The sequence below is a fragment of the Bacteroides faecis MAJ27 genome, assembly GCF_900106755.1.
Lineage (GTDB): Bacteria > Bacteroidota > Bacteroidia > Bacteroidales > Bacteroidaceae > Bacteroides > Bacteroides faecis.
This window is the reverse complement of the sequence record NZ_FNNN01000004.1, coordinates 1-25104: the sequence shown is the minus strand read 5'-3', so window position 1 is coordinate 25104 and position 25104 is coordinate 1. Positions and strand designations below refer to the sequence as shown.

The 25104-nt window shown below is 43.2% G+C and carries 26 protein-coding genes and 1 tRNA gene; 16 read left to right on the top strand and 11 right to left on the bottom strand.

The window, feature by feature from the left end; genetic code table 11:
• The first annotated feature begins 23 nt into the window (after positions 1-23).
• Entirely contained in the window at positions 24-566 is a 543-nt protein-coding gene (locus BLW31_RS04775) for a beta-class carbonic anhydrase (protein ID WP_010538913.1), read from the top strand.
• A 105-nt stretch (positions 567-671) separates the two neighbouring features.
• Here the strand turns inward: BLW31_RS04775 and BLW31_RS04770 are convergent, their stop codons facing one another.
• Positions 672-869: a hypothetical protein gene (locus tag BLW31_RS04770; protein WP_010538912.1), complete on the bottom strand. Its 198-nt coding sequence runs from the start codon at positions 867-869 to the stop codon at positions 672-674.
• Positions 870-968: 99 nt separating this feature from the next.
• Between BLW31_RS04770 and BLW31_RS04765 the strand changes: the two genes are divergently transcribed.
• The 5 genes from BLW31_RS04765 to BLW31_RS04745 are packed head-to-tail and all read left to right on the top strand — an operon-like array spanning position 969 to position 3752.
• On the top strand, positions 969-1505 hold the full coding sequence (locus tag BLW31_RS04765) for a nitroreductase family protein (protein ID WP_010538911.1): 537 nt from the start codon (positions 969-971) through the stop codon (positions 1503-1505).
• A 2-nt stretch (positions 1506-1507) separates the two neighbouring features.
• Positions 1508-1843: a hypothetical protein gene (locus tag BLW31_RS04760; RefSeq protein ID WP_010538910.1), complete on the top strand. Its 336-nt coding sequence runs from the start codon at positions 1508-1510 to the stop codon at positions 1841-1843.
• A gap of 7 nt (positions 1844-1850) precedes the next feature.
• Positions 1851-2645, top strand: a complete 795-nt coding sequence (locus BLW31_RS04755) for a Rossmann-like and DUF2520 domain-containing protein (RefSeq protein WP_010538909.1) — start codon at positions 1851-1853, stop codon at positions 2643-2645.
• Complete coding sequence (locus tag BLW31_RS04750) at positions 2626-3147, top strand: KdsC family phosphatase (protein WP_010538908.1); 522 nt, start codon at positions 2626-2628, stop codon at positions 3145-3147. Before BLW31_RS04755 ends, BLW31_RS04750 begins: the two co-directional genes overlap by 20 nt.
• A 23-nt stretch (positions 3148-3170) precedes the next feature.
• A complete protein-coding gene (locus BLW31_RS04745) occupies positions 3171-3752 on the top strand; it encodes a Maf-like protein (protein ID WP_010538907.1) in 582 nt (193 codons plus the stop codon).
• Here the strand turns inward: BLW31_RS04745 and BLW31_RS04740 are convergent.
• The 7 genes from BLW31_RS04740 to pheS form a co-directional block, all read right to left on the bottom strand.
• Complete coding sequence (locus BLW31_RS04740; RefSeq protein WP_010538906.1) at positions 3747-5951, bottom strand: tetratricopeptide repeat protein; 2205 nt, start codon at positions 5949-5951, stop codon at positions 3747-3749. The two genes, BLW31_RS04745 and BLW31_RS04740, sit on opposite strands and share 6 nt — an antisense overlap.
• A 48-nt stretch (positions 5952-5999) precedes the next feature.
• A complete protein-coding gene (locus tag BLW31_RS04735; protein ID WP_022301437.1) occupies positions 6000-7043 on the bottom strand; it encodes a porin in 1044 nt (347 codons plus the stop codon).
• Between the two features lie 11 nt (positions 7044-7054).
• Entirely contained in the window at positions 7055-8026 is a 972-nt protein-coding gene (locus BLW31_RS04730) for an ABC transporter substrate-binding protein (RefSeq protein ID WP_029425646.1), read from the bottom strand.
• Between the two features lie 83 nt (positions 8027-8109).
• A complete protein-coding gene (locus tag BLW31_RS04725) occupies positions 8110-9369 on the bottom strand; it encodes a phosphoglycerate kinase (protein ID WP_010538903.1) in 1260 nt (419 codons plus the stop codon).
• Between the two features lie 93 nt (positions 9370-9462).
• The gene (gene nth / locus BLW31_RS04720) at positions 9463-10140 is read right to left on the bottom strand and encodes an endonuclease III (protein ID WP_010538902.1); all 678 of its coding nucleotides are present in this window, start codon (positions 10138-10140) and stop codon (positions 9463-9465) included.
• Positions 10137-11336, bottom strand: a complete 1200-nt coding sequence (locus BLW31_RS04715) for an MFS transporter (protein WP_029425645.1) — start codon at positions 11334-11336, stop codon at positions 10137-10139. Before BLW31_RS04715 ends, nth begins: the two co-directional genes overlap by 4 nt.
• Positions 11337-11477: 141 nt before the next feature.
• Positions 11478-12497 carry a phenylalanine--tRNA ligase subunit alpha gene (pheS, locus tag BLW31_RS04710; RefSeq protein ID WP_010538900.1) on the bottom strand — a complete coding sequence of 340 codons (1020 nt, stop codon included), beginning with the start codon at positions 12495-12497 and terminating at the stop codon, positions 11478-11480.
• A gap of 122 nt (positions 12498-12619) precedes the next feature.
• Between pheS and BLW31_RS04705 the strand changes: the two genes are divergently transcribed.
• Positions 12620-13666 (top strand): energy transducer TonB, encoded by a 1047-nt coding sequence (locus BLW31_RS04705; protein WP_029425644.1) that lies wholly within the window; start codon positions 12620-12622, stop codon positions 13664-13666.
• A 63-nt stretch (positions 13667-13729) separates the two neighbouring features.
• The gene (locus BLW31_RS04700; RefSeq protein WP_010538898.1) at positions 13730-13942 is read left to right on the top strand and encodes a hypothetical protein; all 213 of its coding nucleotides are present in this window, start codon (positions 13730-13732) and stop codon (positions 13940-13942) included.
• 29 nt (positions 13943-13971) lie between these two features.
• Here the strand turns inward: BLW31_RS04700 and BLW31_RS04695 are convergent, their stop codons facing one another.
• Positions 13972-14502 (bottom strand): hypothetical protein, encoded by a 531-nt coding sequence (locus tag BLW31_RS04695; RefSeq protein ID WP_010538897.1) that lies wholly within the window; start codon positions 14500-14502, stop codon positions 13972-13974.
• Between the two features lie 239 nt (positions 14503-14741).
• Here BLW31_RS04695 and BLW31_RS04690 point away from each other — a divergent pair, with 239 nt between their 5' ends.
• Positions 14742-15518, top strand: coding sequence for a Cof-type HAD-IIB family hydrolase (locus tag BLW31_RS04690; RefSeq protein ID WP_029425643.1), 777 nt, complete (start codon positions 14742-14744; stop codon positions 15516-15518).
• A gap of 71 nt (positions 15519-15589) precedes the next feature.
• On the opposite strand, the gene BLW31_RS04685 is transcribed toward BLW31_RS04690, so the two are convergent.
• Positions 15590-15663: transfer RNA gene (locus tag BLW31_RS04685), tRNA-Ala, on the bottom strand.
• 119 nt (positions 15664-15782) lie between these two features.
• Between BLW31_RS04685 and BLW31_RS04680 the strand changes: the two genes are divergently transcribed.
• The 4 genes from BLW31_RS04680 to BLW31_RS04665 all read left to right on the top strand — a co-directional run bounded on the left by BLW31_RS04680 (position 15783) and on the right by BLW31_RS04665 (position 20215).
• A complete protein-coding gene (locus tag BLW31_RS04680) occupies positions 15783-16085 on the top strand; it encodes a DUF4286 family protein (protein ID WP_010538895.1) in 303 nt (100 codons plus the stop codon).
• The gene (ruvC, locus tag BLW31_RS04675) at positions 16082-16648 is read left to right on the top strand and encodes a crossover junction endodeoxyribonuclease RuvC (RefSeq protein ID WP_010538894.1); all 567 of its coding nucleotides are present in this window, start codon (positions 16082-16084) and stop codon (positions 16646-16648) included. The genes BLW31_RS04680 and ruvC overlap by 4 nt, the downstream gene beginning before the upstream one ends.
• 84 nt (positions 16649-16732) lie before the next feature.
• Positions 16733-18739 (top strand): type I pullulanase, encoded by a 2007-nt coding sequence (gene pulA, locus BLW31_RS04670; RefSeq protein WP_022301374.1) that lies wholly within the window; start codon positions 16733-16735, stop codon positions 18737-18739.
• Between the two features lie 21 nt (positions 18740-18760).
• Complete coding sequence (locus tag BLW31_RS04665; protein WP_010538892.1) at positions 18761-20215, top strand: ATP-binding cassette domain-containing protein; 1455 nt, start codon at positions 18761-18763, stop codon at positions 20213-20215.
• Positions 20216-20307: 92 nt separating this feature from the next.
• On the opposite strand, the gene BLW31_RS04660 is transcribed toward BLW31_RS04665, so the two are convergent.
• Positions 20308-22173 carry a PAS domain-containing sensor histidine kinase gene (locus BLW31_RS04660; protein ID WP_010538891.1) on the bottom strand — a complete coding sequence of 622 codons (1866 nt, stop codon included), beginning with the start codon at positions 22171-22173 and terminating at the stop codon, positions 20308-20310.
• A 178-nt stretch (positions 22174-22351) separates the two neighbouring features.
• On the opposite strand from BLW31_RS04660, the gene gpmA reads away from it, so the two are divergent.
• The 3 genes from gpmA to fsa all read left to right on the top strand — a co-directional run bounded on the left by gpmA (position 22352) and on the right by fsa (position 24926).
• Positions 22352-23098, top strand: a complete 747-nt coding sequence (gpmA, locus tag BLW31_RS04655) for a 2,3-diphosphoglycerate-dependent phosphoglycerate mutase (protein WP_010538890.1) — start codon at positions 22352-22354, stop codon at positions 23096-23098.
• A gap of 51 nt (positions 23099-23149) precedes the next feature.
• Positions 23150-24202, top strand: coding sequence for a class I fructose-bisphosphate aldolase (locus BLW31_RS04650; protein WP_010538889.1), 1053 nt, complete (start codon positions 23150-23152; stop codon positions 24200-24202).
• Between the two features lie 67 nt (positions 24203-24269).
• The gene (fsa, locus tag BLW31_RS04645; protein WP_010538888.1) at positions 24270-24926 is read left to right on the top strand and encodes a fructose-6-phosphate aldolase; all 657 of its coding nucleotides are present in this window, start codon (positions 24270-24272) and stop codon (positions 24924-24926) included.
• Positions 24927-25104 lie beyond the last annotated feature (178 nt).

Below are 25104 nucleotides of genomic sequence, written 5' to 3'. Positions count from 1 at the left end.
ACATTTCTAAAAGCGTTACGATTATGTTAGATGAAATACTTGCTTATAACAAACAGTTCGTTGAGAACAAAGGATATGAAAAGTATATTACCAATAAATATCCTGATAAAAAAATAGCGATCTTATCTTGTATGGATACCCGTTTGACAGCATTGCTTCCTGCTGCACTGGGCATTAAAAACGGAGACGTGAAAATGATCAAAAATGCGGGAGGTGTTATTTCCCATCCTTTCGGCAGCGTCATTCGTAGTTTACTGGTTGGCATCTTTGAGCTGGGTGTGGAAGAAATAATGGTGATTGCTCATTCGGACTGTGGTGCATGCCATATGCATAGCGAAGAAATGCTCGAAAAGATGAAGGCGCGTGGCATTAAAGCTGATTATATTGATATGATGCGTTTCTGTGGAGTCGATTTTCACAGTTGGCTGGATGGGTTTGAAGATACCGAAAAGTCTGTAAGGGGTACTGTCGATTTTATCGTACGCCATCCTTTGATTCCGTCAGACGTGAAGGTTTATGGATTTATTATAGATTCTACTACCGGAGAATTAACTCGTATTGTATAGGAAAGTTATTGTTCTGGTTCCGTTGAAAGTGGCCTGTGATTATGGTGACGCTATCCTGTTGTGATACCGTCACTATAAGCGTCGGATAGCGTCACTATGTCTGCCTCATAGCGTCACTATCCTGAGTACAAAAAAATAAGGCAGCTTTTTATCGGCTGCCTTTATCTTTCTGCGGTTATATACTCTCTTTGACTCATGCACTCGTTTGTAACAAACGGGGTGCCCGTGTTCTTTAATTTCTGCTTCACGGTTGGCTTTACGATTCGCTTTAATGTAATCGTCTTGTGTAATTCGTTTTTTCATAATGAATATATTTCTCAGTGCAAAGATACAATTTCATTTCTGATTACGGTTGGTTTGCGTTATCTTTGCATACATAAATCAAATGAAAACGGAAATAATATGGAAAATTTCAGTGAACTGATAAAGAATCGCCGTAGTATGCGCAAATTTACTGATGAGGAGTTGACTCAGGATGAGGTCGTAGCTTTGATGAAGGCTGCCTTGATGTCACCTAGCTCCAAGCGCAGTAATAGCTGGCAGTTTGTAGTAGTCGATGATAAAGAAATGCTGAAAGAACTGTCTCATTGCAAGGAACAGGCCTCTTCTTTCATCGCAGACGCTGCTTTGGCTATTGTCGTGATGGCAGATCCGTTGGCGAGTGATGTCTGGATTGAAGATGCTTCTATTGCTTCCATCATGATACAGTTGCAGGCGGAAGATTTAGGATTGGGCAGCTGCTGGGTGCAGGTTCGCGAGCGTTTCACCGCTACAGGAATGCCTTCAGATGAATTTATTCATGGAATTCTGGATATTCCTTTACAGCTTCAGATTCTTTCCGTAATTGCTATCGGGCATAAAGGGATGGAACGTAAACCATTCAACGAAGAACATCTCCAATGGGAGAAAATTCATATCAATAAGTTCGGAGGAAAATAACGATGGGAGCTGTCAAAGCCAATAATAATAAAGATACTTATAAGGCAACTGCCGTCACCTTTATTGTCATCGGAACTCTTTTTCTGATCAATAAACTACTTCCTTTCGCCTCTATCGGTTTGTCTTGGGTGATGAATAAGGACAATTTATTGTTGTATGCCTCTATTTGTTTTTTGATATTCAAACGCGATAAGTCGGTTGGTTTTGTGCTGTTGGGACTTTGGTTGGTGATGAATATCGGTCTGGTGATGTCATTGCTGGGTTCATTGTCCGGCTATCTGTTGCCACTGGCATTATTGATCATCGGAATTATTTTATTTTGGGTCTCAAAACGTTGAAGAAACAATGAAAAGAAGTATAGAAGATACACCTATTGTGTTTCTCGGTGCCGGAAATCTGGCGACTAATCTGGCAAAAGCACTTTACAGGAAAGGATTCCGTATTGTGCAGGTATACAGTCGGACAGAGGAATCGGCACGTACCCTGGCCGATGAGGTAGAAGCAGAATATATTACCGACTTAAAGGAGGTTTCGAAAGAAGCAAGATTATATATTATTTCATTGAAAGATGCCGCTTTCGTAGAACTTTTGCCTCAAATAACTGAAGGGAAACAACATGCACTGTTGGTACATACAGCAGGCAGTATCCCGATGAACATTTGGGAAGGTTATGCGGAGCGTTACGGAGTATTTTATCCCATGCAGACATTTAGCAAACAACGGGCGGTTGACTTTCGGGAAGTACCTTTCTTTATTGAGGCCAAAAGGCCGGAGGACGTCGAATTGTTGAAAGCTGTTGCCGGTACGCTCTCTGAAAAGGTGTACGAAGCCGATTCCGAGCAGCGCAGGAGCCTTCATCTGGCTGCGGTCTTTACTTGTAACTTTACGAATCACATGTATGCCCTCGCTGCCGAACTGCTGGAAAAGTATCATTTGCCTTTTGATGTGATGCTTCCTCTGATTGACGAGACGGCACGTAAAGTACATGAACTGCCTCCTTGTGATGCGCAGACCGGACCGGCTGTACGTTACGACGAGAATGTGATCAATAAACATCTTTCTATGCTGGAAGACACTCCGGCATTGCAGGAAATTTATAAATTAATGAGTAAAAGTATCCATGAGCACCATCAATTATGATCTATCCCGTATCAAAGCGCTGGCTTTTGATGTGGACGGGGTCCTGAGTTCGACAACAGTTCCGCTGCATCCTTCCGGAGAACCGATGCGTACAGTAAATATCAAAGACGGCTATGCCATCCAACTGGCGGTAAAGAAAGGGCTTCATATTGCTATCATTACCGGTGGGAGGACAGAAGCGGTACGTATCCGTTTTGCAGCATTAGGAGTAAAGGATTTGTATATGGGCTCTGCCGTTAAAATCCATGATTACCGTGACTTCCGTGATAAATACGGCTTGTCTGATGACGAAATACTCTATATGGGTGATGATGTACCAGATATGGAAGTGATGTGTGAGTGCGGGCTGCCTTGTTGTCCTAAAGATGCTGTTCCGGAGGTAAAGTCGGTTGCAAAGTATATATCTTATGCAGATGGCGGTCGTGGTTGCGGTCGTGATGTGGTGGAGCAAGTGTTGAAAGCTCATGGTAAATGGATGGCAGAAGATGCCTTCGGTTGGTAAATAACTAAATTGTAACTGAAAACATGCTTGAAAATTTAGATAAGTATCAGATTATATTAGCCTCCAACTCTCCCCGTCGGAAAGAATTGATGTCAGGCTTGGGGGTAGACTATGTGGTCAGAACATTGCCGGATGTGGACGAATCATATCCTGCCGATCTGTCCGGCGCTGAGATACCGGCATATATTTCCCGTGAAAAGGCAGACGCTTACCGGGCCATTATGCAACCGGGAGAACTGCTGATTACGGCAGATACCATTGTCTGGCTGGATGGAAAAGTACTTGGAAAGCCGGAAGGCAGGGAAGGAGCCGTTGAAATGCTTCGTTCTTTATCCGGTAAATCGCATCAGGTTTTTACCGGTGTTTGTCTCACGACCACTGAATGGCAGAAGAGTTTTACAGCTGCATCTGATGTGGAATTTGATGCCTTGTCCGAAGAAGAAATTCAGTATTATGTGGATAAGTATCAGCCTATGGATAAAGCGGGAGCTTATGGGGTGCAGGAATGGATCGGATATATAGGGGTAAAGTCTATTTCCGGCAGCTTCTACAATATAATGGGACTCCCCATACAGAAACTGTACGGGGAGCTGAAGAAATTATAATAAATCCAACATTAACGGGATATCCTCTTCTTGAATACCTTGTTTGAGAAGAGCTTCCTCGTCTTTCCGGAACATTTCCAGGAAGCGTTCACGGTTTCCATTGGCCGTAATTGACTTACCATATAAAGCGGCTGCTTTCTGGATATCTCCCATTGCCCAAGCGACATGTCCGGCGTTCATATAGTCGATGGCCAATGGCTTCTGTCCGATGATTTTTTCGTAATATTTCATTGCTTGTTCGTACTTCCGGCTGATGAATGAACACCATCCGATACCACGCCATGCTTTTATACAATTGCTTTCGATGAAATCCAGTTTGAAAAAATAATTGGCTGCTTCTTCGTATTGACCGAGTTCAGCCAGGCAACTGCCGATGTGGAAAATAACATTGGTGCTTTCCGGTGTAGCTTCTTCCACCTTTTTATAGTAGCTCAGTGCTGCCTGATAATTTCGGTTTAGCCGGTAACAGATAGCCAGATGGCGGTTGTTCCAAATATTATCCGGTTTCAATGTATCTGCTTTCAGATAAGCATCGATGGCTTCTGCATACTTCTTGTTTTTTTGCAGAGCATATCCCAGTTTCTGATAATATTCCGCACCTCTTCCTTTCAGTGCTCCGATCGTTTCCATTTCCTCATACACTTCTATCGCTTCATTCCAACGTTCTTTCTTTAAATAGAAATCAGCAATCGGGAATAGGATATATTCATTATACAGTACGTTATTAAGTGCAGGAATGTGATGCAAATCGAGTTTCTCTTTGAAGATATCTCTGAACTCATGACGGCGTACGCTAAGTTTGAAGAAACGGTACAGATCGTGCAGATATTGATTGCTGACTGTTCCCGGTCGTTCATTGAATTTCTTCATTGTTTCCGCGTTCGATTTTTCAGACAGTTCCGCCACTTGTTGCTCTCCAAGTTGACTCAGCATCATGTCTTGTTGAGCTTTAGGCAGCTGCCGGATCGTAAAGAAGAGTGAATATTTATCGCTGTTACTGAAAAATCCTGATTGGAGAATTAAATCCAGTAATGTGTTTTTTTCGTTTCCTTCCTGTTTTAGTTGTTTGATGACATCAGACTGTTGCTTACTGAATGGGTAAAACCAATTCTGTACTTCCCGAAAAAACGGATAGCTTTTGAGTGCCGCAAATGTACTCATATATACATCGGCCCCTTCCAGTTGCAATTCATTCATTTCGCGCAATTTGTCTCCCAGACCCGACTGTTCGAAAGCATCCGCCCAATCCGGGTTCTTGTCATCATTCTCTTCCTCATTCTCCTCAAAGCCGAATCTCATGTTTCGCATAGACGAAACATTCTTCAACATCTCGGGAATGATTTCTTCTCTCATTTTCTTGTCTATCTTTTCCGTTTCCTGACATAATAACATCTGGTGATAGATGCGTGCCACATCCTCTTGGAAGGAAGAAATCTCATCCATGAACTCAACCCTTTTGATCAGGTCGGGGTAGAGGGAAAGACGGTTTCTATAGATATGGAAAATGAAAATCACACCTACCAGTGCACGTTGGCTGGCATTGACGTCCGGGTGGCGGTAAGCGTCTAGCAACCACATAACTTTACGCAAGTCAAAGCATTCCATCAGACTTAATGTAACAGCACTGATAAACAGGCACAGGTCGTTCACCGGCAACAGTTCGGAGATAAGCATGGATTGTGCATCCTCTTCCTCTTCAGGAGTCCATGAACTGTTGGTCCATGTTTGCAGAAACATAAATTTGAGTGTATCTTCATGCCGTTTCAGTACATCGTCCATTTTCTCGTCGGATAACAGCCCGCTGACTGCCAAGTCGTCATTGAATGACTCCAGCATATGCAGCAGTTTTTTTAGAGTGTATGCTGACAAATCTTCCGATCGGGGAGTACGGCGTACCTCGTGATAATATCTTGATGAGGCGTTATCCAGCATGAGCAGGCGCGAACGGTCGGCTATTTCCCATGTATCAGCCACAAGTTTTCTGTATACATTCCAGCGTTCAGGGTCATTCGCTCCCTGGCGCATATACTCCAGCATATACTTGTAGGAGGTTTGCAGCTGCTCCATACGGTTACGTAAATCCCAGTCCGGACATTGCCAGAGCAGGGACTCCAACTGCATCAGAGCTTCCTTAAGTCTTTTTTCTTCTAGTAGAGAGCGTATATAGGCGTATTGTTCATTGATCGTTTTTTCGTTCATAATGGTTCAATTATTTATATGTAATAGAACAAAAAGGATGCCAAAAAGTTAGAATCTGACTTGCACCTGTGCCTGTATCATATTAGAATCCTTCTGTCCGTCTCCTTTTTTATCACAAAAAGTATATTGTGCCTGTACACGACATCTGGGGTAAAACCAGTATTGTAGTCCGGCAATGTAATTATTTTGTTTGAAATCAGCCGCCTTGTTCGGATTGAAATAATCGAAAGAGGCAATGAAATCGAAATTTTGTACTAAACGTACGCTGCCTGTCGCATAGAATCCTTCACTTTTTACGTTTTTGTCTTTTCCTGCGAGATATTCCGTACGGAAATTGAAAGCGGAAGTCGTGACGACACCTCCCAGGCTCATACGTTTCTTTGCGTAATTTTCTCCTGTTTTGATTCCTGAATATTGCGAGTCGGCTATGGCATGCCCGGTCCCCCGAATGAAAGATCCTCCTACGGATAGCCATTTGTTAGGATACACCATCAGATTGCCGACTACATCTTTCTGACTGTTTTTATCTTTGGTATTTAGCCCCTGTCCGTTCATGACGGCAAATTTGTATTGCAGGAAATCATGAAAAAGTTTTCCGTGAATCATCATACCAATGTCTCGTCCGGAAGTCATCCCATAACATTTGTCACTACCGCTGACTCCTGCCAGATAGCAGACTGACTGCGAATAACAGTTGATCAATTCTACTGTGGTGGGAGACAACTCGTTCTCAATGGTATAAGGTACTTTAAATTCTCCGATACGTGCTGTAAGTCCGGAGAAAATCCGGTAATCCGTATATACTTCGAGCAACATGCCGCCATTGTAGAAGTCATACATAAAATCGCATGTCCATCTGTCGGTGATTTTACCGTGTGCCATGAAGATGATCCGTTTGATGTCGAATGTGTTGTCCGGATTGGCAGCGTCATCGTATGTGTACCCCAGTTGTGCATAACCGGCCAGACTGATCCGTTCTTTCAGCGTATTGACAACTTGGTTCAATGGTGTTTTCTCCTGTGCTGTGAGCGTATTCTGTATACCGGACAGAATGAACGCGATCATTGAGAGTTGTAAGAGTGTTTTTCGCATGTGACTTGTTGTTATTTGATAGTGGTTGAATTTGTTTTTATAAAAGTTGTATCTATCAGATGATGATGGTCGGAATATGTCTGAGATATCCGGTTGTTTGCTTTCAGCCAGGATACTGCTTTATCTAGGTCGTCAGCTGAGGCCCGCTCCGCTTTTCTGTAAACAGGAAGTGCGATGAGGCCGGTCAGGTTTTCCGGGACACCGATCTCTATCAATACCTGTTTCCATTCTTTTTGAGGGTGCATTTTTATATAGTCTATTCCCAGATTATATCCGGTGATTAGTAGTTCGATTTCTTTTCTTTTTTCGTTGATCGCTTTTCGGGAGAAGGCAGTAGTGGTGAAGTCAATTCCCAATTCCTGTGTACTTATCAGAGACCGGTGCCGGGCATTCATTGCAATAGAGGCTGCCGGGTCGGGGAGGAAAGATGCGTCAATCTGATCGTATTGAAGCATTTGCAGGCGGAGAGGAAGCTGGGCTATTTCCGGTTTGTTCACTTCGGCTTGGCTGATTCCTGCTTTGTTCAGTAGCTGCTCGGTTGCATATTCGATAATGGTATTGCGTGAGACAGCAATATTTCTTTCTTTGAGTTCTTGAAGTTGGTTGATGCCGTTCTCTTTGGAGACGATAAAACAGAAATAACCGTCATTCTTCAGTATGATTCCTAAGTCGGTATGGTGGATAGCCTGTTGAGTTACCGCACTGAGATAGTCAGTAATCATGCCATCTATTGATTGGGTTTGAAAAGCTGCGTCGCGGTCATTGGCGGAATTGAAAGGAAGAATGGTTATATCCAAGCCCAAAGAGTCGTAGATTCCTTGTGCTTTGGCTATGTGAAAGGGAAGTCCGTCCAGCGTCGGAAGTATTCCCAGCGTGAGTGGTTGCAATTCCGTTGAAGGCAAAAAGACACTTTCTCCTTTTTTTCTTTGGCAAGAATAAAGGAAGAAAAGGAGGATACAGAATATGAGTGCCGCTCTCTTCATGCCTGAATGGATGGATAAGGTATAAATAAGGGCAACTCTTTTCACAAAGAACTGCCCTTGTAACACTTAATAGTACTAAATCATTATTCATTAATAGCGGCGATACCCGGAAGAACTTTTCCTTCGATTGCTTCGAGCAATGCGCCACCACCTGTAGAAACATAAGATACGCCGCTAGCCAGACCAAACTTGTTGACACAAGCTACAGAGTCGCCACCACCCACAAGTGAGAAGGCACCGTTCTTAGTTGCTTCAACGATAGCTTCACCTACTGCACGTGAGCCGTGAGTGAAGTTTTCGAATTCGAATACGCCTGTAGGACCGTTCCAAAGAATAGTCTTGGATTCTTTGATTACGTTAGCGAAGATTTCTTCAGTCTTAGGACCGATGTCAAGACCTTCCCATCCGTCAGGAATTTCGTCAACAGCACAGAACTGAGTGTTAGCGTCGTTAGAGAAAGCGTCAGCGATCTTGGCGTCAACAGCCAATACAAGGTTTACACCTTTTTCTTTAGCTTTCTTGATCAGATCTAAAGCCAGGTCAAGTTTATCGTCCTCACAGATAGAGATACCGATTTTACCACCCATTGCTTTAGTAAATGTATAAGTCATACCACCTGCAATGATCAGGTTGTCTACCTTGTTCAACAGGTTTTCGATGATTTCGATTTTGGAAGAAACTTTAGAACCACCCATGATAGCTGTGAACGGGCGTTTGATGTCGTTCAATACTTTATCAACAGCTTTTACTTCTTTTTCCATCAGGTAACCAAACATCTTATTGTTGGTATCGAAGTATTTAGCGATCAGAGCTGTAGAAGCGTGTGCGCGGTGAGCTGTACCGAACGCGTCGTTTACGTAACAGTCAGCGTAAGAAGCCAATTTCTTGGTAAATTCTTTCTGGCTTTCTTTTACAGCTTTCTTTGCAGCCGCTTTTTCTTCGTCTGTAGCATCTTCAGCCAAACCTCTTGGCTTGCCTTCTTCTTCAGCATAGAAGCGAAGGTTTTCGAGCAACAGAACTTCTCCCGGTTGCAGAGCAGCAGCTTTTACTGCAGCTTCTTCGCCCATGCAGTCGTTAGCGAACTGAACTTCAACGCCCAGCAGTTCAGACAGATGTTTGATGATATGTTTCAAAGAGAATTTGTCGGCAACGCCTTTCGGACGGCCCAAGTGAGAACCGATGATGATGCTACCGCCGTCAGCCAAAATCTTCTTCAAAGTAGGAAGAGCTGCACGCATACGAGTGTCATCTGTAATGTTGAAGTTTTCGTCCAGGGGTACATTGAAGTCCACGCGAACAAATGCCTTTTTACCGGCAAAATTGAATTTGTCAATTGTCTGCATAATACTCTATTTTTATTTAAAAGTGTTTTTAATATTCTCTTTTTTGATCGACCGCAAAGTTACTATTTATTTCGGTTCCTTGCTATTAAATCGTTATTTATTCTTGGCTTTTGGTGCCTCTTTTGTAACTTTATAAGTGTTACAGAAATATTTGCACATCATTTGCAAACCGCAGGTGTCACATTTCGGGGTACGTGCCTGACAAACATAACGACCGTGTAAAATAAGCCAGTGATGGGCTATGGGAATTAAGTTTTCCGGAATATTCTTTACCAGTTCTTTCTCTACGCTGAACGGAGTCGTACAGCTGTCCGGCACCAGACCGATACGGTGACTGACACGGAAAACGTGTGTATCTACCGCCATTGCCGCTTTATTGAATACAACGGACTGAATCACATTGGCGGTCTTTCTTCCTACACCGGGGAGTTTAATCAGATCCTCCATGTTGTCGGGTACTTTGCTATTGAAGTCATTAACCAGCATTTTGGCCATCCCTACCAGATGTTTGGCCTTGTTATTCGGATAAGACACGCTCCGGATATATTCGAAAATAACTTCCGGAGTACTGGCAGCGAGAGCTTCCGGGGTAGGGAAGTCCCTGTAGAGAGGGGGAGTGATCATATTCACTCGTTTATCCGTACATTGTGCAGAGAGAATGACAGCGATCAGCAATTCATACGGATCATTATAATGTAATTCTGTTTCGGCTACAGGTACATTTTCCTGAAACCAGGCAATAACTTTTTCATAACGTTCTTTCTTTCTCATCTTAGTTTGTTTTTATGGTAGTGAGGCGTTACTTTTAATTTGAAATAAACAGCGGAGACGACTGTCAGGCAGGCACCGAAAAGATACGCTTTGTCAAACGAACAGATTTCGGCTATATACCCTCCGGTCAACATACCGATACCGATTCCTACGTCCCATGAGGTCAGGTAAGTAGAAGTGGCTGTCCCCCGCTGGTTGTTGGGAGCAAGATTCACGAACAGGGTGTTGAATGCCGGAAACATAATTCCGAATCCGATACCCATGAGCAGGGCAATTCCGAAAAACAGTATGGTACAGGCTGTATCATTCCATTGAATAAGGTACACGCAGGATGCGAGCAGGAAGAAACTGACTACAACCAGATAAAGTCCGGCGGCAATCACTTGCGTTATTTTTCCCCGGTCTACCAGTTTGCCTGAAAATATTCGGGAAATCGCCATACCAATCGCCATAAAGGTAAAGAAGAAACCTGTTTGTGTATGAATTCCTATTTCCCGGGCATACATGGCAACGTAGTTGGTGGTCATTCCGTAAGGTATGGAGAGCAGCAGCAAGCTAAGTCCCGCAGGCATTCCTTTCAATAAAATAAAACGGTCGAGTGAAATCGGCTCTCGCTTCACGGGCGGTTTATAAGGTGTTTTTACCAGACTTGCAGACAGGAATCCCAGCATACAGGAACCGAGCGCATAACAAAATATAGTGGCGAAAGAAACTCCTCCGTCATGTAAGAACAGCCCGAACATCGGCCCGATGGACATGGCGATATTATTGGTCAGTCCATAATATCCTAGTCCCTCTCCTCTGCGGGAAGAAGGCATAATATCAATAACTACTGTATTTCCGCCTACCGTGACCATGCCGAAAGAGACTCCATGAATAATTCGGAATATAATAAATAAGGTGAGCGAACCGGCAATAAGATATCCCGCAAACATCAGCATAAAGATGAAATAAGCGAAGAGATAAAGTGGCTTGCGGGCGAATGTATCCAACAGATAACCAGAAAACGGGCGAATACAAAGTGCAGCTACCGTATAACAGGAAAGCACGATGCCGATAGTGGAATTTCCAGCCTGAAAAAACTCGGATAAATAAAACGGCAAAACAGGAATCAGCAACCAGAAACCGAAGTAGAGCAGGAAGTTGGCTGCCAAGATGAAACAATAACCGGGAGTAATGAGTCTATCCTTTGCCATAATAATAAGCATTCAATTTACTAATGAAGATAATCAGTCAATGTCTTCAGTTAGTGTAATTGTTATATTGATAGAATGCCAATGTCCCGATTACCGTTTGACGGTTTTATCACGGACATTGGCACACTGGTAGATTTGCACTTAATAGGCCGCTTCGAATTCCTTTAAGAAGCGTGTATCATTTTCAGAGAACATACGAAGGTCTTTCACCTGATACTTCAGGTTAGTGATGCGCTCGATACCCATTCCGAGAGCATATCCACTGTAGACTTTGCTGTCGATGCCGTTTGATTCGAGCACGTTCGGATCTACCATACCGCAGCCGAGGATTTCCACCCAGCCGGTATGTTTGCAGAACGGACAACCTTTACCGCCACAGATGTTACAGCTGATATCCATTTCGGCACTTGGCTCTGTAAATGGGAAGTAAGACGGACGCAGACGGATTTTAGTATCCGCACCAAACATTTCTTTAGCGAAAAGCAGCAATACTTGCTTTAAGTCGGTGAATGATACGTTTTTGTCTACATACAATGCTTCTACCTGATGGAAGAAACAGTGTGCACGGTAGCTGATAGCTTCGTTACGGTATACACGTCCCGGACAGATAATGCGGATAGGAGGTTTTGAAGTTTCCATCACACGGGTTTGTACGGAAGAAGTATGAGTACGGAGCACAACATCCGGATGAGCTTCGATGAAGAATGTGTCCTGCATATCGCGTGCCGGATGATCTTCGGCAAAGTTCAGAGCCGAGAATACATGCCAGTCGTCTTCAATTTCGGGACCTTCGGCAATACTGAATCCCAGGCGTGCGAAGATATCGATGACTTCGTTCTTTACAATCGTAATCGGATGACGTGTACCGAGTTCTATCGGATAAGCCGAACGGGTCAGGTCCAAGCCGTCACAACTGTTATCCTGACTTTCGAACTGTTCTTTCAGCGCATTGATTTTGTCCTGCGCTTTAGTTTTCAGTTCATTCAGTCTCATGCCGACTTCTTTTTTCTGTTCGGCAGCTACGTTACGGAAATCCGCCATCAAATCGTTAATGGCTCCCTTCTTACTCAGGTATTTGATGCGGAGAGCTTCGAGTTCTTCGGCATTGGAGGCGTGCAAAACTTCTACCTCTTTCAGAAGTTGTTCAATCTTAGCTATCATATTTTTGATGTATTGTTATTCAGTTTCTTAGTAAAAACCGTGCAAAGATATAATTTTATCACGAACCATCGAAATAATTTGTATCTTTGTTGCCGACATGTACCGAAAATCGGGGAGCACATATGAAAAAGATTGTTATTTCTCTTCTACTATTGACATTATCGTTTCGCCTGTCAGCTCAGATTGATTATCTGGAGCCGGTGAAGCCTTTTACTACCTATACTGGTGAGTTGGGTGAGTATTATCGGAATGTATTTTCTTTGCTTAATACAGGTTTTCAACAGCCTCCTTATGCGCGTTACGTGGCAATTCCTTCTTTTTCGCCGGAGTATGCAATGTCGGTAGAGAAGAAGAACGGGCGTTGTCTGCTGATTGCAAATACATTGTCGCGCACCTATTGGCAGGCAGAGAAAGGGACGGTGAAGGTAGAAACGAAATCAGTGCCGATCAGTCAGTCTTTATACCAGTCTTTGGGAGCTATTGCCCGTTTGGTGACAAGCCAGATACAAGATATGGACGGTTCCACAGCCGGGTTGGATGGAGTTGTTTATTACTTTTCTTCGACAGATGCAAAAGGGAAAGAGATCATGGGGCGGAAGTGGTCGCCGATGAAAGGAACTTTGATGGAGCGCCTTGTGTTGGTGTGCCAGTCGGCTTACATGTTGTCTCAGGGAGAAAATATCTCCGAACAAGCGTTGGCAGAGGAAGCCAATGCTCTGTTGAAAGAATTGGAGACTCGTGCGAAAGAACAACCGGATGCTTATAAAAAGCCGGTGTATGTAGGTATTTACTCGGTGGGGGTGAAGCAGAGGAGCCCTTCAGGCAAGGAGATAGAGGAATTACCTCACTTACCCGATAGTTGCCCGAATGAATATGTTGCTGCCCGGATGGTTTATCCTGCGGATTTGTTGGCTAAGAATATTTCAGGATATGCCTTGTGTGAGTTTACCATAGATAAGGAAGGAGTCATTCTTCGTCCTCATATTCTGAAATCTACCCATCCGGAGTTTGCGGAAGAAGCTCTTCGTATTGTGAAGGAAATGCCGAAGTGGACTCCTGCGCTTGTGGGTGGTAAGCCTGCTGACAGTACTTATACATTGTATGTGCCTTTCCGCCCTCGACTGTATAAAGAGCAGGTACGTGAGCGTGGTTTGTCCAAAAAAGATTAAAGTCCGGAACTTTTCTTATTTTATATTGTATTATTAGCGTAACCAATTTAAAATAGAAAAGATATGGATGATATGATTAACAGACATGATTCGATTGCCGAAGAGAACATCGAACCGAATGGTCGCCCGGCAACAAACGAGTTTGAGGAATGGAGTGACGAAGTTTCTGACCGTGCAGATAATGTTTTTAAGAAAGACAAGAAAGAGGGTCCTGTTAAGGATCGTGAAAAGCGAATCAAAGAAATGGATGAAGTAATAAAAAAGGACCTTGAATAAAGGTCCTTTTTGGTTTTCTTTTTATCACATCACCCTTTTGAGTGTTTGGCAGCATTGCGTTTCTGTTTCAAACGTTCTTTTTCTGCCTTGTATCTGTTCTTGAGGACTTTGATTTTTTCTTTTTTGACATCTTTAGGTGAGTCACTGTCTTCGATAGCTTCTTTTTCCCGTTCAAACTTCTTTTCCAGTTGTTCTAGACGATTGTCATATCTGTCACTAATGGCTTTCTTCATTCCATCGTTGTAGTCTATGCTTTCGTAATGACTTTCCCAGGTCTTGACTTGATTCTCCATGAGAATTTTCCTGATAGCGGCTTTGTGTTCAATGGCTAAAGCTCTTTTTCTTTGTCCCTTTTCATACCCCGGCAGATTACTTTTTCCGATGGCTCTGAATTTAGCTCCAACTTCCCGGTTTAATTTCTTGATTTTTGCAATTTGGTCGGCTGACAGGTTCAACACCTTATCCGATTCGATTCTTTTGTAGACATCGAAATTTGCATCCTGAGCATATGTAAATGATACAAATGCAGATGCAACAAAAACTAAAATTGCTTTTCTCATAATGTAATTTTAATAATAAATAATCGAGGGTAAAGATAGGGCTATTAATGAATGAACAAGCTTTTAATCTATGAAAACATATTAAAATGACAGTTTCCGTCTTGTTATGTTAGCTTTTGGATATAGGCTTGCATTTTATGAAATTTTTTTTAGTAATTTTGTTGCTAATAGATACATGGGGAACTTTATTAGCTTTGATTGTTTCCAAATTGAAGAAAGAAACTAAAAATGTAGATTTTATGATAAAGGCATTATTGCTTGATGTAGATGGTACTTTATTGAGTTTTGAGACTCATGCGGTATCCCAGTCTTCTATTGACGCTCTTAGGAAAGCTCATGATAGGGGAATAAAAATAGTGATAGCTACCGGTAGGTCGGCATGTGATCTTCGTGAAATAGAATCTGTACCGTATGATGGAATAATTGCATTGAATGGAGCTGATTGCATTTTGCATGATGGTACTGTGATAAGAAGAAGTCCGATTCCGGATAAGGATTTTAAGAAAGCAATGGAGATTGCACGGGAGTTTGATTTTGCTGTTGCTCTTGAGTTGGATGAAGGGATATTTGTCAATCGTCTTACCCCTATCGTCGAGAAGATTGCCCGAATCGTAGAACATCCGGTCCCGCCGGTTGTAGATATTGAAGAAATGTTCGGTAAGAAAGAGTGCTGCCAGCTTTGTTTTTATTTTGATGATGAAACAGAGAGAAAAGTGATGCCGCTTCTGCCCACTCTTTCCTCCTCTCGCTGGCATCCTTTATTTGCTGATATTAATGTTGCGGGAACAAGTAAGGCTGCCGGTCTTTCATTATTTGCTGATTATTATAAAATTGAACCTTTAGAAATAATGGCGTGTGGTGACGGTGGTAATGATATTCCTATGCTGAAAGCTGCCGGAATAGGAGTAGCTATGGGCAATGCATCCGAACAAGTCAAATCTGTTGCCGATTTTGTTACTGATACGGTAGATGATAATGGACTTTGTAAGGTGTTGAAGCGTTTTGGATTAATTTAATATTAATAATGGAGCTGATTGGAGGCTAACTTAAAAAGAGTAACTTGTGACAAGTTACTCTTTTTAAGTTGTGGAGCGTATCGGACTCGAACCGATCACCTCGACACTGCCAGTGTCGCACTCTAGCCAGATGAGCTAACGCCCCGTTTTTTCTTAACTGACATAACGTTTGTAAACGTTTTGCTTTTGTTGGCGCAAATATAATGGAATATTCTGAAATAATTGCTATGTTTGCGGAAATAAATATATTGAAAGGACGATGATATGCTGATTTATAATACAACTTTTCAGGTGGACGATGCTGTTCACGATAATTTTTTGATTTGGATAAAAGAGAGCTATATACCTGAAGTGCAGAAGCACGGAACATTGAAGGCCCCACGTATTTGCCGGATATTGAGTCATCGGGACGAAGGAAGTTCTTATTCTCTGCAATGGGAAGTAGAAAGTAGTGGATTGCTGCATCGCTGGCACATGGAACAGGGAGTACGACTGAATGACGAACTGAAGAAAATATTCAAGGATAAAGTAGTCGGATTTCCGACATTGATGGAGATAGTAGAGTGATTCAGCCGGTAAAAGAAAAGATTATTCTGGGTATTGACCCCGGTACGACCATTATGGGATATGGTATTCTGCGTGTGAAAGGTACCAAGCCTGAGATGATTGCGATGGGTATTATCGATTTGCGTAAATTTGCCAATCATTATTTGAAGTTGCGTCATATTCACGAACGGGTATTGAGCATCATCGAAAGCTATCTGCCGGACGAACTGGCTATTGAAGCGCCGTTTTTCGGCAAGAACGTACAATCCATGCTGAAATTGGGACGTGCTCAGGGAGTGGCGATGGCAGTAGCATTGAGCCGTGATATTCCGATCACAGAATATGCTCCTTTGAAAATCAAGATGGCTATTACTGGCAACGGACAGGCATCAAAAGAACAAGTGGCAGACATGTTGCAGCGAATGCTTCATTTTCCTAAAGAAGATATGCCTGTCTTTATGGATGCAACGGACGGTTTAGCGGCAGCCTATTGTCATTTTCTGCAAATGGGATGCCCGACAATGGAAAAAGGGTATAGTAGCTGGAAAGATTTTATTGCGAAGAATCCCGATAAGGTGAAATAAACTCGCGATGAAACAGGAGTGGAGTGAGTAAGGTAATAAACAAGTAAGTTGTAGGTAATGTGAGTACCACAGGGAAGGTTTAGTATGAAGATGGGAACTAATTATTTAGCAATATTGGGGGTGACCACGGTGACGACAGTAATGAGTTGTACTACTGCGAAAAAGGAATATATGTCTTATGAATTATATCCGGTTCGTACGGGAAATCTGATTGAAATGGAGTATACACCGGAGGCAACAAAGTTTACTCTTTGGTCGCCTACGGCAGATGAAGTGCGCCTGATGCTTTATGAGGCAGGTGAGGGCGGACACGCCTATGAAACGGTAAAGATGCAACCGGGAGAAGAAGGTACGTGGTCGGCTGTAGTAAATAAGGACCTCATCGGCAAGTTCTATACTTTTAATGTGAAGATTGATGACAAGTGGAAAGGAGACACCCCTGGAATAAATGCTCGTGCTGTCGGAGTGAACGGTAGACGGGCTGCCATTATTGATTGGCAATCCACCAACCCGGACGGTTGGGAGAGTGACATCCGTCCCCCTTTGAAGTCGGCTGCCGATATGATTATTTATGAGATGCACTACCGTGATTTTTCGGTAGATTCCACTTCAGGTGTGAAGCATAAAGGGAAATATCTGGCACTGACCGAACATGGAACGATGAATTCCGACAAGTTGCTGACAGGAATCGACCATCTGATAGAACTGGGCGTGACACATGTACACCTGCTTCCTTCTTTTGACTATGCTTCGGTAGATGAAACCAAGCTGAATGAAAATTCGTATAACTGGGGCTATGACCCACAAAACTATAACGTGCCGGATGGTTCCTATGCCACCGATCCCTACCAGCCTGCCACTCGTGTGAAGGAGTTCAAGCAGATGGTACAGGCATTGCATAAAGCAGGTATCCGTGTGATTATGGATGTAGTGTACAATCATACATTCAATACGGACGAGAGTAATTTCGAACGTACCGTTCCCGGTTATTTCTATCGCCAGAAAGAAGATAAATCGCTGGCTAATGGTTCAGGATGTGGCAATGAGACTGCCAGCGAACGCCCTATGATGCGTAAGTTTATGGTGGAATCCGTTCTCTATTGGATAAAGGAATACCATGTGGACGGCTTCCGGTTTGACTTGATGGGAATTCACGATATCGAAACGATGAATGAGATCCGGAAGGCGGTGAATATGATTGATCCCACAATCTGCATTTATGGAGAAGGATGGGCAGCCGAAGCCCCCCAGTATCCGGCTGATTCTCTGGCAATGAAAGGAAATATAGCACAGATACCCGAGGTGGCTGTTTTCTCTGACGAGTTGCGTGACGGACTTTGTGGCCCCGTCGGTGATAAGCATAAAGGAGCTTTTCTTGCCGGAATTCCGGGAGAAGAGATGAGTGTAAAGTTCGGTATAGCAGGAGCCATTGAGCATCCGCAAGTACATTGTGACTCGGTAAATTATACTAAAAAGCCCTGGGCAAAACAGCCTGTGCAAATGATTAGTTATGTCTCCTGTCACGATGGTTTATGCCTGGTAGACCGGCTGAAAGCAAGTATGCCCTCCATCACTCCTGAACAACTAATTCGCCTTGATAAACTGGCACAGACCGTCGTCTTTACTTCACAAGGCATTCCGTTTATTTATGCCGGAGAGGAAATCATGCGTGACAAGCAAGGCATAGATAATAGTTATAAAAGTCCGGATGCGGTAAATGCCATCGACTGGCGGCGTAAGACAACTAACGGTGATGTTTTTATTTACTATAAACGATTGATCGACCTGCGTAAATCTCATCCGGCTTTCCGTATGGGAGATGCCGCTCTGGTCCGGAAACATCTGGAATTTCTTCCCGTGGAAGGAAGCAATCTGATTGCTTTCCGTCTGAAAGACCATGCAAATGGAGATCCTTGGGAAGAGATCATCGTTGCATTTAATTCTCGTCCTACTCCTGCCAAACTGGCTGTTCCGCTTGGTAAATATACAGTTGTATGTAAAGACGGAGTGATAGATACGCGTGGATTAGGCATACAAAACGGGCCGGAAGTTATTATTCCCGGTCAGTCGGCTTTGATTTTATATAAGTAAATTCTAACAGAATAGAAGAATATGATTCAAAATACATTCAACATAGCGGGGGGCGTGGCACGCAACCCGCTAGTGCGTTTAGCTACTCCAATCACGGCAACCATTTCGGTTGGTGAACACATTGCAATCGTAGGACCTAACGGAGGGGGAAAAAGTCTTTTTGTCGATACTCTGATTGGGAAATATCCGCTGCGTGAAGGAGTGTTGCAATATGACTTTTCTCCTTCTGCCACTCAGACTGTCTATGATAATGTAAAATATATCGCTTTTCGTGATACTTACGGAGCAGCCGATGCTAATTATTACTATCAGCAACGCTGGAATGCCCACGATCAGGACGAAGCACCCGATGTTCGCGAAACGCTGGGAGAAATCAAAGACGAACAGCTGAAACAAGAACTGTTTGAACTCTTTCGTATTGAGCCGATGCTCGATAAGAAGATCATCCTTCTTTCCAGTGGTGAACTGCGTAAATTCCAGCTGACCAAAACTCTGCTGACGGCTCCTCGCGTATTGATTATGGACAATCCGTTTATCGGGCTGGACGCACCTACCCGTGAGTTGCTGTTCTCTTTGCTCGACCGTTTGACAAAGATGTCATCCGTGCAGATTATTCTGGTATTGTCGATGCTGGACGATATCCCTTCCTTTATAACGCATGTGATTCCTGTGGATAAAATGACGGTATACCCTAAGATGGAGCGTGATGCCTATCTGGAAGCTTTTCGTTCCGGAGATATAGCGGTTTCTTTTGATGGGTTACAGCAGCGTATACTTGATTTGCCTTATGATGGAAATAATTATGATTCCGATGAAGTAGTCAAACTGAATAAAGTCAGTATCCGCTATGATGACCGCACTATTCTGAAAGAGCTCGACTGGACAGTGCGCCGTGGTGAAAAATGGGCATTGAGTGGTGAAAACGGAGCCGGTAAATCCACTCTGTTAAGCCTTGTCTGTGCAGATAATCCACAATCCTATGCTTGTGATATCAGCCTTTTCGGACGAAAGAGAGGAACAGGAGAGAGTATTTGGGAAATTAAAAAACATATTGGATATGTAAGTCCGGAGATGCACCGTGCCTATCTCAAGAATCTGCCGGCTATTGAAATCGTGGCCAGTGGTCTTCATGACAGTATCGGATTGTACAAACGCCCCCAGCCGGAGCAAATGGCTATTTGTGAATGGTGGATGGATATATTTGGCATCGCCGAATTGAAAGATAAACCTTTCCTGCAACTTTCCAGTGGAGAACAACGCCTGGCGTTGCTGGCACGTGCCTTTGTTAAAGATCCGGAGCTGCTGATTCTGGATGAACCGCTTCACGGTCTGGATACTTATAATCGTCGTCGGGTAAAGAAGATTATTGAAGCCTTCTGCCATCGCAAAGACAAGACGATGATTATGGTGACTCACTACGAGTCGGAACTGCCGGGCACTATTACAGACCGTCTTTTCTTGAAGAGAAACCGATAGAAACAGACGGTTGTCTGAAAAGCAATGTTCCGCTCTGCTATTCTGAACGTGGTAAAGAATGGCAGAGTAACTGAAAAGAATATCCTGTTTCTTTAATTAATAGGATGTGTGAACCAGAAACAGGAACCTTTTCCCGGTTCTGATTCTACGCCGATTTTCCCTCCCAGTTGTGTCACGATACTCTGGCAGATAGGCAATCCGAGTCCCGTACCGGGAATAAAGCTGTTGAGTTTTACAAATCGGGTGAAGATAGCTTTCTGTTTTTCCGGTTCTACTCCCATTCCTGTATCCTGAACAGAGAATTTCACTTCGTTTCCATTTATCTGATAATCGATGGTGATGCTTCCTTCGGAAGTGAATTTAAAAGCATTCGTCACGAAGTTCAGCAATACCTGATATAATCTGTTCTTGTCACTGGTGAAGGTCAGTTCGGGCAAATCATCTTTCAGGCGGAGTTCTACTTGTGGAGTCGCTTTCATTTGCATAGCCTGAAACAGATCGCTGCAAAGCTGTTTTGCATTCACTTTTTCGGGAATAATGTCAAAAGTTCCCGCTTCAATTTTCGACAAGTCGAGAATATCGGAAATAAGCTGAAGTAACAGCTTGTTATTATCTTCTATGATCGTGATGTACTGATGCTTTTCTTCCTGATCCTCCGCCTCTTCCAGCATACTCGAAAAGCCGATTATCGCATTGAGCGGAGTGCGTATCTCATGGCTCATGTTGGCAAGGAAGGCAGATTTTAAGCGGTCCGCTTCTTCGGCTTTATCCTTGGCTTTGATCAGCATTTGTTCGGTCTCTTTTAGCTGCGTAATGTCAAAGTTGATACACAGCATTTCAATGATGTTGTCCTGCGGTCGATAGTTACGGACCAGCACATTCACCCGTGTCCATGTGTAGTTTCCGTCAGCTCTGCGGATGCGTACATCCCTGCATAATTTCGAACTTTCACCTTTTATCACCTTAGCCAGGAAGTCGAGCATGACAGCCCGGTCCTCCGGATGGAAGTGAGAATGGATGCCGATAATTTCAGGTAACGGTGTACCTTCCTCTTCTCCTACATTTTTATACCAGCTGCTCAGGGCATACCCATCGCGGCTTAATGCGTCGAAATGAGCATATCCTACTTTGGCATAATCGCCTACCAGTTCAAAGAAATTCTTGAATTCCTGAATTTTGTTGTAGGCGATGGTGTTTTCCGTCTTGTCTACGTTTATCAACAGGTAATTAATGGGCTGCCGAGCATGATCATAAAGTGTTGTTATTCTTGTTGTCAGATTAAGGAAACCGGATGATTTCTCCGATTCGTAATATCCGTTGATCTTTGAAAAATCATATTGGAAGGTGAATTCAATATCTTCGTTTTCTTTGATTTTCGGCTTTATCTCTTCCGGAAGAACCGGATTCTCAAAAATGTTAATGCCAATTATTTTTTCTTTATGAGTAATATGGAACATTTCCAGTTCCTTCTTATTTAAGTCAATCAGATCTCCGTTTTTATTATATAGTTCAATGCCGACAGGGATGTTTTTGTAGATATTGTGCAGAATACGTTCACTGTTGTGCAGTGCCCGGTAGGCGGAAGCCATGTGAGGGCTGTCCTGTGTTTCTGCTATTCCATATATTTTGGTGTTTCCTTCCTCATCCGTTTCCTGAAAACATCTTTTACTGCGAATCCACACCTCTCCTTGGGGAGTGTCGAGTAGATATACCTCTTCAACCGTTTGTTGCAATTTGTCAAAAGAGTAGCTGGTGGTATGATGCTGGTCCTCCCGCAAGATACGCTTATTGAAATCCTCAAAACTTATCACCCCGTCTTCGTCTATCCCAAGTAGTCGGGAGATGAACTCGGAACATACATAACTTTCTGTTTTTAAGTCCGCTTCCCACCATCCTATATTCGCTTTATTCAGCAATTTTTGCAGGAATGTATATTCTTTCTGTTTATTCGTTTTCAATGGTTTACTTGTTTTATCTGCGGTTGAATATTTATTTAGTTCGTAAAAATAGTCATTTCTATTGAATAGTTTTCAATAAACCATCACTTTTAGGTATTGATACCTTCTGATTATTTCATGAACTTTGTAGAGAAGCAAAATGTTGTATATATAAACAGAAGAAAGGAGACCATTAAGAATGAAAAAGATAGTATTACTTCGTCATGGAGAGAGTGCCTGGAACAAGGAAAACCGTTTCACGGGTTGGACGGATGTAGACCTGACAGAAAAGGGAGTTGCTGAAGCTGAAAAGGCGGGTGTCACATTGAGGGAATATGGCTTCAACTTTGATAAAGCCTACACTTCTTATCTAAAAAGAGCAGTCAAAACCTTGAACTGCGTACTTGACAAAATGAATCTGGACTGGATTCCCGTTGAGAAGAGCTGGCGTCTGAATGAGAAGCATTACGGTGATCTGCAAGGGCTCAATAAGGCGGAAACAGCAGAGAAATACGGAGAAGAACAAGTGCTGATCTGGCGACGCAGCTATGATATAGCTCCCAATCCACTTTCCGAAACCGATTTGAGAAATCCGCGTTTCGATTACCGCTACCACGAAGTACCCGATGCGGAATTGCCGCGTACCGAATCATTGAAAGATACCATCGACCGTATTATGCCCTATTGGGAATCGGATATATTCCCGGCTTTGAAAGATGCCCACACCCTGTTGGTCGTGGCACATGGCAATAGTTTGCGGGGGATTATCAAGCATCTGAAACATATCTCTGACGAAGACATCGTCAAGTTGAATCTTCCTACTGCCATTCCTTATGTATTCGAGTTTGACGAGAACCAGAATGTTTCCAACGATTACTTCCTGGGCAATCCGGAAGAGATCCGTAAGCTGATGGAAGCGGTAGCCAATCAGGGAAAGAAAAAATAGCAGGCTTTGTGTGCCTGCATATCATTGTTATACATTTAAAAAAATAAAGTTATGAGTAAAATAGTTGATTTATTAGGAGATAAGACCAGTTATTATCTGGACCACACCTGTAAGACCATTGATAAATCGTTGATTTATATACCCTCACCGGATACTATCGATAAAGTCTGGATTGATTCGGACCGCAATATCAAAGTGTTGAATAGCTTACAGGCTATTCTTGGACACGGACGTCTGGCAAATACCGGTTATGTGTCCATTCTTCCTGTCGATCAGGATATCGAGCATACAGCCGGAGCATCTTTTGCTCCGAATCCTATTTATTTCGATCCGGAGAATATTGTGAAGTTGGCTATCGAAGGCGGTTGTAATGCGGTCGCTTCTACATTCGGCATTTTGGGGTCAGTTGCACGCAAATATGCCCATAAGATTCCTTTTGTAGTTAAACTGAATCACAACGAATTGCTGACCTATCCTAATTCATACGATCAGGTCATGTTCGGCACGGTCAAAGAAGCTTGGAATATGGGAGCTGCGGCTGTAGGTGCTACCATTTATTTCGGTTCCGAACAGAGCCGTCGTCAGTTGGTAGAGATTGCGGAGGCTTTTGAGTATGCTCATGAGTTGGGTATGGTTACCATTTTGTGGTGTTACCTGCGCAATAGTGACTTCAAAAAAGGTGGTGTGGATTATCACGCTGCTGCCGACCTGACCGGACAGGCTAATCGTCTTGGCGTTACGATCAAAGCAGATATTGTAAAGCAAAAACTTCCTACTAATAATGGTGGTTTTAAAGCAATCGGTTTCGGTAAGACAGACGAACGCATGTATACAGATCTTGCTACGGAACATCCGATTGACCTCTGTCGCTATCAGGTGGCAAACGGTTATATGGGACGTGTCGGATTGATCAATTCCGGCGGTGAATCTCATGGTGCTTCCGATTTGCGCGATGCGGTCATAACAGCTGTTGTCAATAAGCGTGCCGGTGGCATGGGATTGATCAGTGGACGTAAGGCTTTCCAGAAGCCGATGAATAAAGGTGTTGAATTATTAAACGCTATCCAGGATGTTTACCTCGATCCGGCAATAACCATTGCCTGATCTAGGAAAGATAAGAATTAATTCTTATCTTTGACTACCAGATAGTTAACCATTAAAAATTAGAGTTATGAAGTTTTTTATTGACACAGCCAATTTGGAGCAGATTCAGGAGGCGTATGACCTCGGAGTACTTGACGGAGTGACTACCAATCCTTCGCTGATGGCGAAAGAAGGCATTAAAGGTACGGAGAATCAACGTGAACATTACATTAAGATATGCAAGATTGTCAATGCTGACGTGAGTGCGGAAGTAATAGCAACGGATTATGAAGGGATGATCCGCGAAGGGGAAGAGCTTGCCGCACTAAATCCGCATATTGTTGTAAAAGTGCCTTGCATTGCCGATGGTATCAAAGCTATCAAGTACTTTACAGAAAAAGGAATCCGGACGAACTGTACACTGGTCTTTTCCATAGGACAGGCATTGCTGGCGGCAAAAGCCGGAGCTACCTATGTTTCTCCTTTTGTCGGACGTCTGGACGATATTTGTGAAGATGGGGTAGGGCTTGTCGGCGATATAGTACGTATGTATCGTACCTATGATTACAAGACTCAGGTATTGGCAGCTTCCATCCGCAATACGAAACACATTATCGAATGTGTGGAAGTGGGGGCAGATGTGGCTACATGTCCGTTGAGTGCCATCAAAGGGCTGTTGAATCATCCGTTGACTGATTCAGGACTGAAAAAGTTCCTGGAAGATTATAAAAAGGTAAATGGATAATCCGGTTTGAGAAACTAGGTTTTCTTCCAAATTATATGGATAGAGTGGGATGTGTCACAACTGACATATCCCTTTTTTTGCACAAAGAGGTTGTGTCAAAACGCTGGCACAACCTTTTTTTATGCACAAAGCCCAGACTTTCACAAGCCCGGGCTTTGTTATTACCCAAAGTTTTTGT

Bases quoted from the DNA above. Each gene is read 5' to 3' on its own strand.
- BLW31_RS04775 (WP_010538913.1), top strand. From the start codon at position 24: ATGTTAGATGAAATACTTGCTTATAACAAACAGTTCGTTGAGAACAAA.
- BLW31_RS04770 (WP_010538912.1), bottom strand. From the start codon at position 869: ATGAAAAAACGAATTACACAAGACGATTACATTAAAGCGAATCGTAAA.
- BLW31_RS04765 (WP_010538911.1), top strand. From the start codon at position 969: ATGGAAAATTTCAGTGAACTGATAAAGAATCGCCGTAGTATGCGCAAA.
- BLW31_RS04760 (WP_010538910.1), top strand. From the start codon at position 1,508: ATGGGAGCTGTCAAAGCCAATAATAATAAAGATACTTATAAGGCAACT.
- BLW31_RS04755 (WP_010538909.1), top strand. From the start codon at position 1,851: ATGAAAAGAAGTATAGAAGATACACCTATTGTGTTTCTCGGTGCCGGA.
- BLW31_RS04750 (WP_010538908.1), top strand. From the start codon at position 2,626: ATGAGCACCATCAATTATGATCTATCCCGTATCAAAGCGCTGGCTTTT.
- BLW31_RS04745 (WP_010538907.1), top strand. From the start codon at position 3,171: ATGCTTGAAAATTTAGATAAGTATCAGATTATATTAGCCTCCAACTCT.
- BLW31_RS04740 (WP_010538906.1), bottom strand. From the start codon at position 5,951: ATGAACGAAAAAACGATCAATGAACAATACGCCTATATACGCTCTCTA.
- BLW31_RS04735 (WP_022301437.1), bottom strand. From the start codon at position 7,043: ATGCGAAAAACACTCTTACAACTCTCAATGATCGCGTTCATTCTGTCC.
- BLW31_RS04730 (WP_029425646.1), bottom strand. From the start codon at position 8,026: ATGAAGAGAGCGGCACTCATATTCTGTATCCTCCTTTTCTTCCTTTAT.
- BLW31_RS04725 (WP_010538903.1), bottom strand. From the start codon at position 9,369: ATGCAGACAATTGACAAATTCAATTTTGCCGGTAAAAAGGCATTTGTT.
- nth (WP_010538902.1), bottom strand. From the start codon at position 10,140: ATGAGAAAGAAAGAACGTTATGAAAAAGTTATTGCCTGGTTTCAGGAA.
- BLW31_RS04715 (WP_029425645.1), bottom strand. From the start codon at position 11,336: ATGGCAAAGGATAGACTCATTACTCCCGGTTATTGTTTCATCTTGGCA.
- pheS (WP_010538900.1), bottom strand. From the start codon at position 12,497: ATGATAGCTAAGATTGAACAACTTCTGAAAGAGGTAGAAGTTTTGCAC.
- BLW31_RS04705 (WP_029425644.1), top strand. From the start codon at position 12,620: ATGAAAAAGATTGTTATTTCTCTTCTACTATTGACATTATCGTTTCGC.
- BLW31_RS04700 (WP_010538898.1), top strand. From the start codon at position 13,730: ATGGATGATATGATTAACAGACATGATTCGATTGCCGAAGAGAACATC.
- BLW31_RS04695 (WP_010538897.1), bottom strand. From the start codon at position 14,502: ATGAGAAAAGCAATTTTAGTTTTTGTTGCATCTGCATTTGTATCATTT.
- BLW31_RS04690 (WP_029425643.1), top strand. From the start codon at position 14,742: ATGATAAAGGCATTATTGCTTGATGTAGATGGTACTTTATTGAGTTTT.
- BLW31_RS04680 (WP_010538895.1), top strand. From the start codon at position 15,783: ATGCTGATTTATAATACAACTTTTCAGGTGGACGATGCTGTTCACGAT.
- pulA (WP_022301374.1), top strand. From the start codon at position 16,733: ATGAAGATGGGAACTAATTATTTAGCAATATTGGGGGTGACCACGGTG.
- BLW31_RS04665 (WP_010538892.1), top strand. From the start codon at position 18,761: ATGATTCAAAATACATTCAACATAGCGGGGGGCGTGGCACGCAACCCG.
- gpmA (WP_010538890.1), top strand. From the start codon at position 22,352: ATGAAAAAGATAGTATTACTTCGTCATGGAGAGAGTGCCTGGAACAAG.
- BLW31_RS04650 (WP_010538889.1), top strand. From the start codon at position 23,150: ATGAGTAAAATAGTTGATTTATTAGGAGATAAGACCAGTTATTATCTG.
- fsa (WP_010538888.1), top strand. From the start codon at position 24,270: ATGAAGTTTTTTATTGACACAGCCAATTTGGAGCAGATTCAGGAGGCG.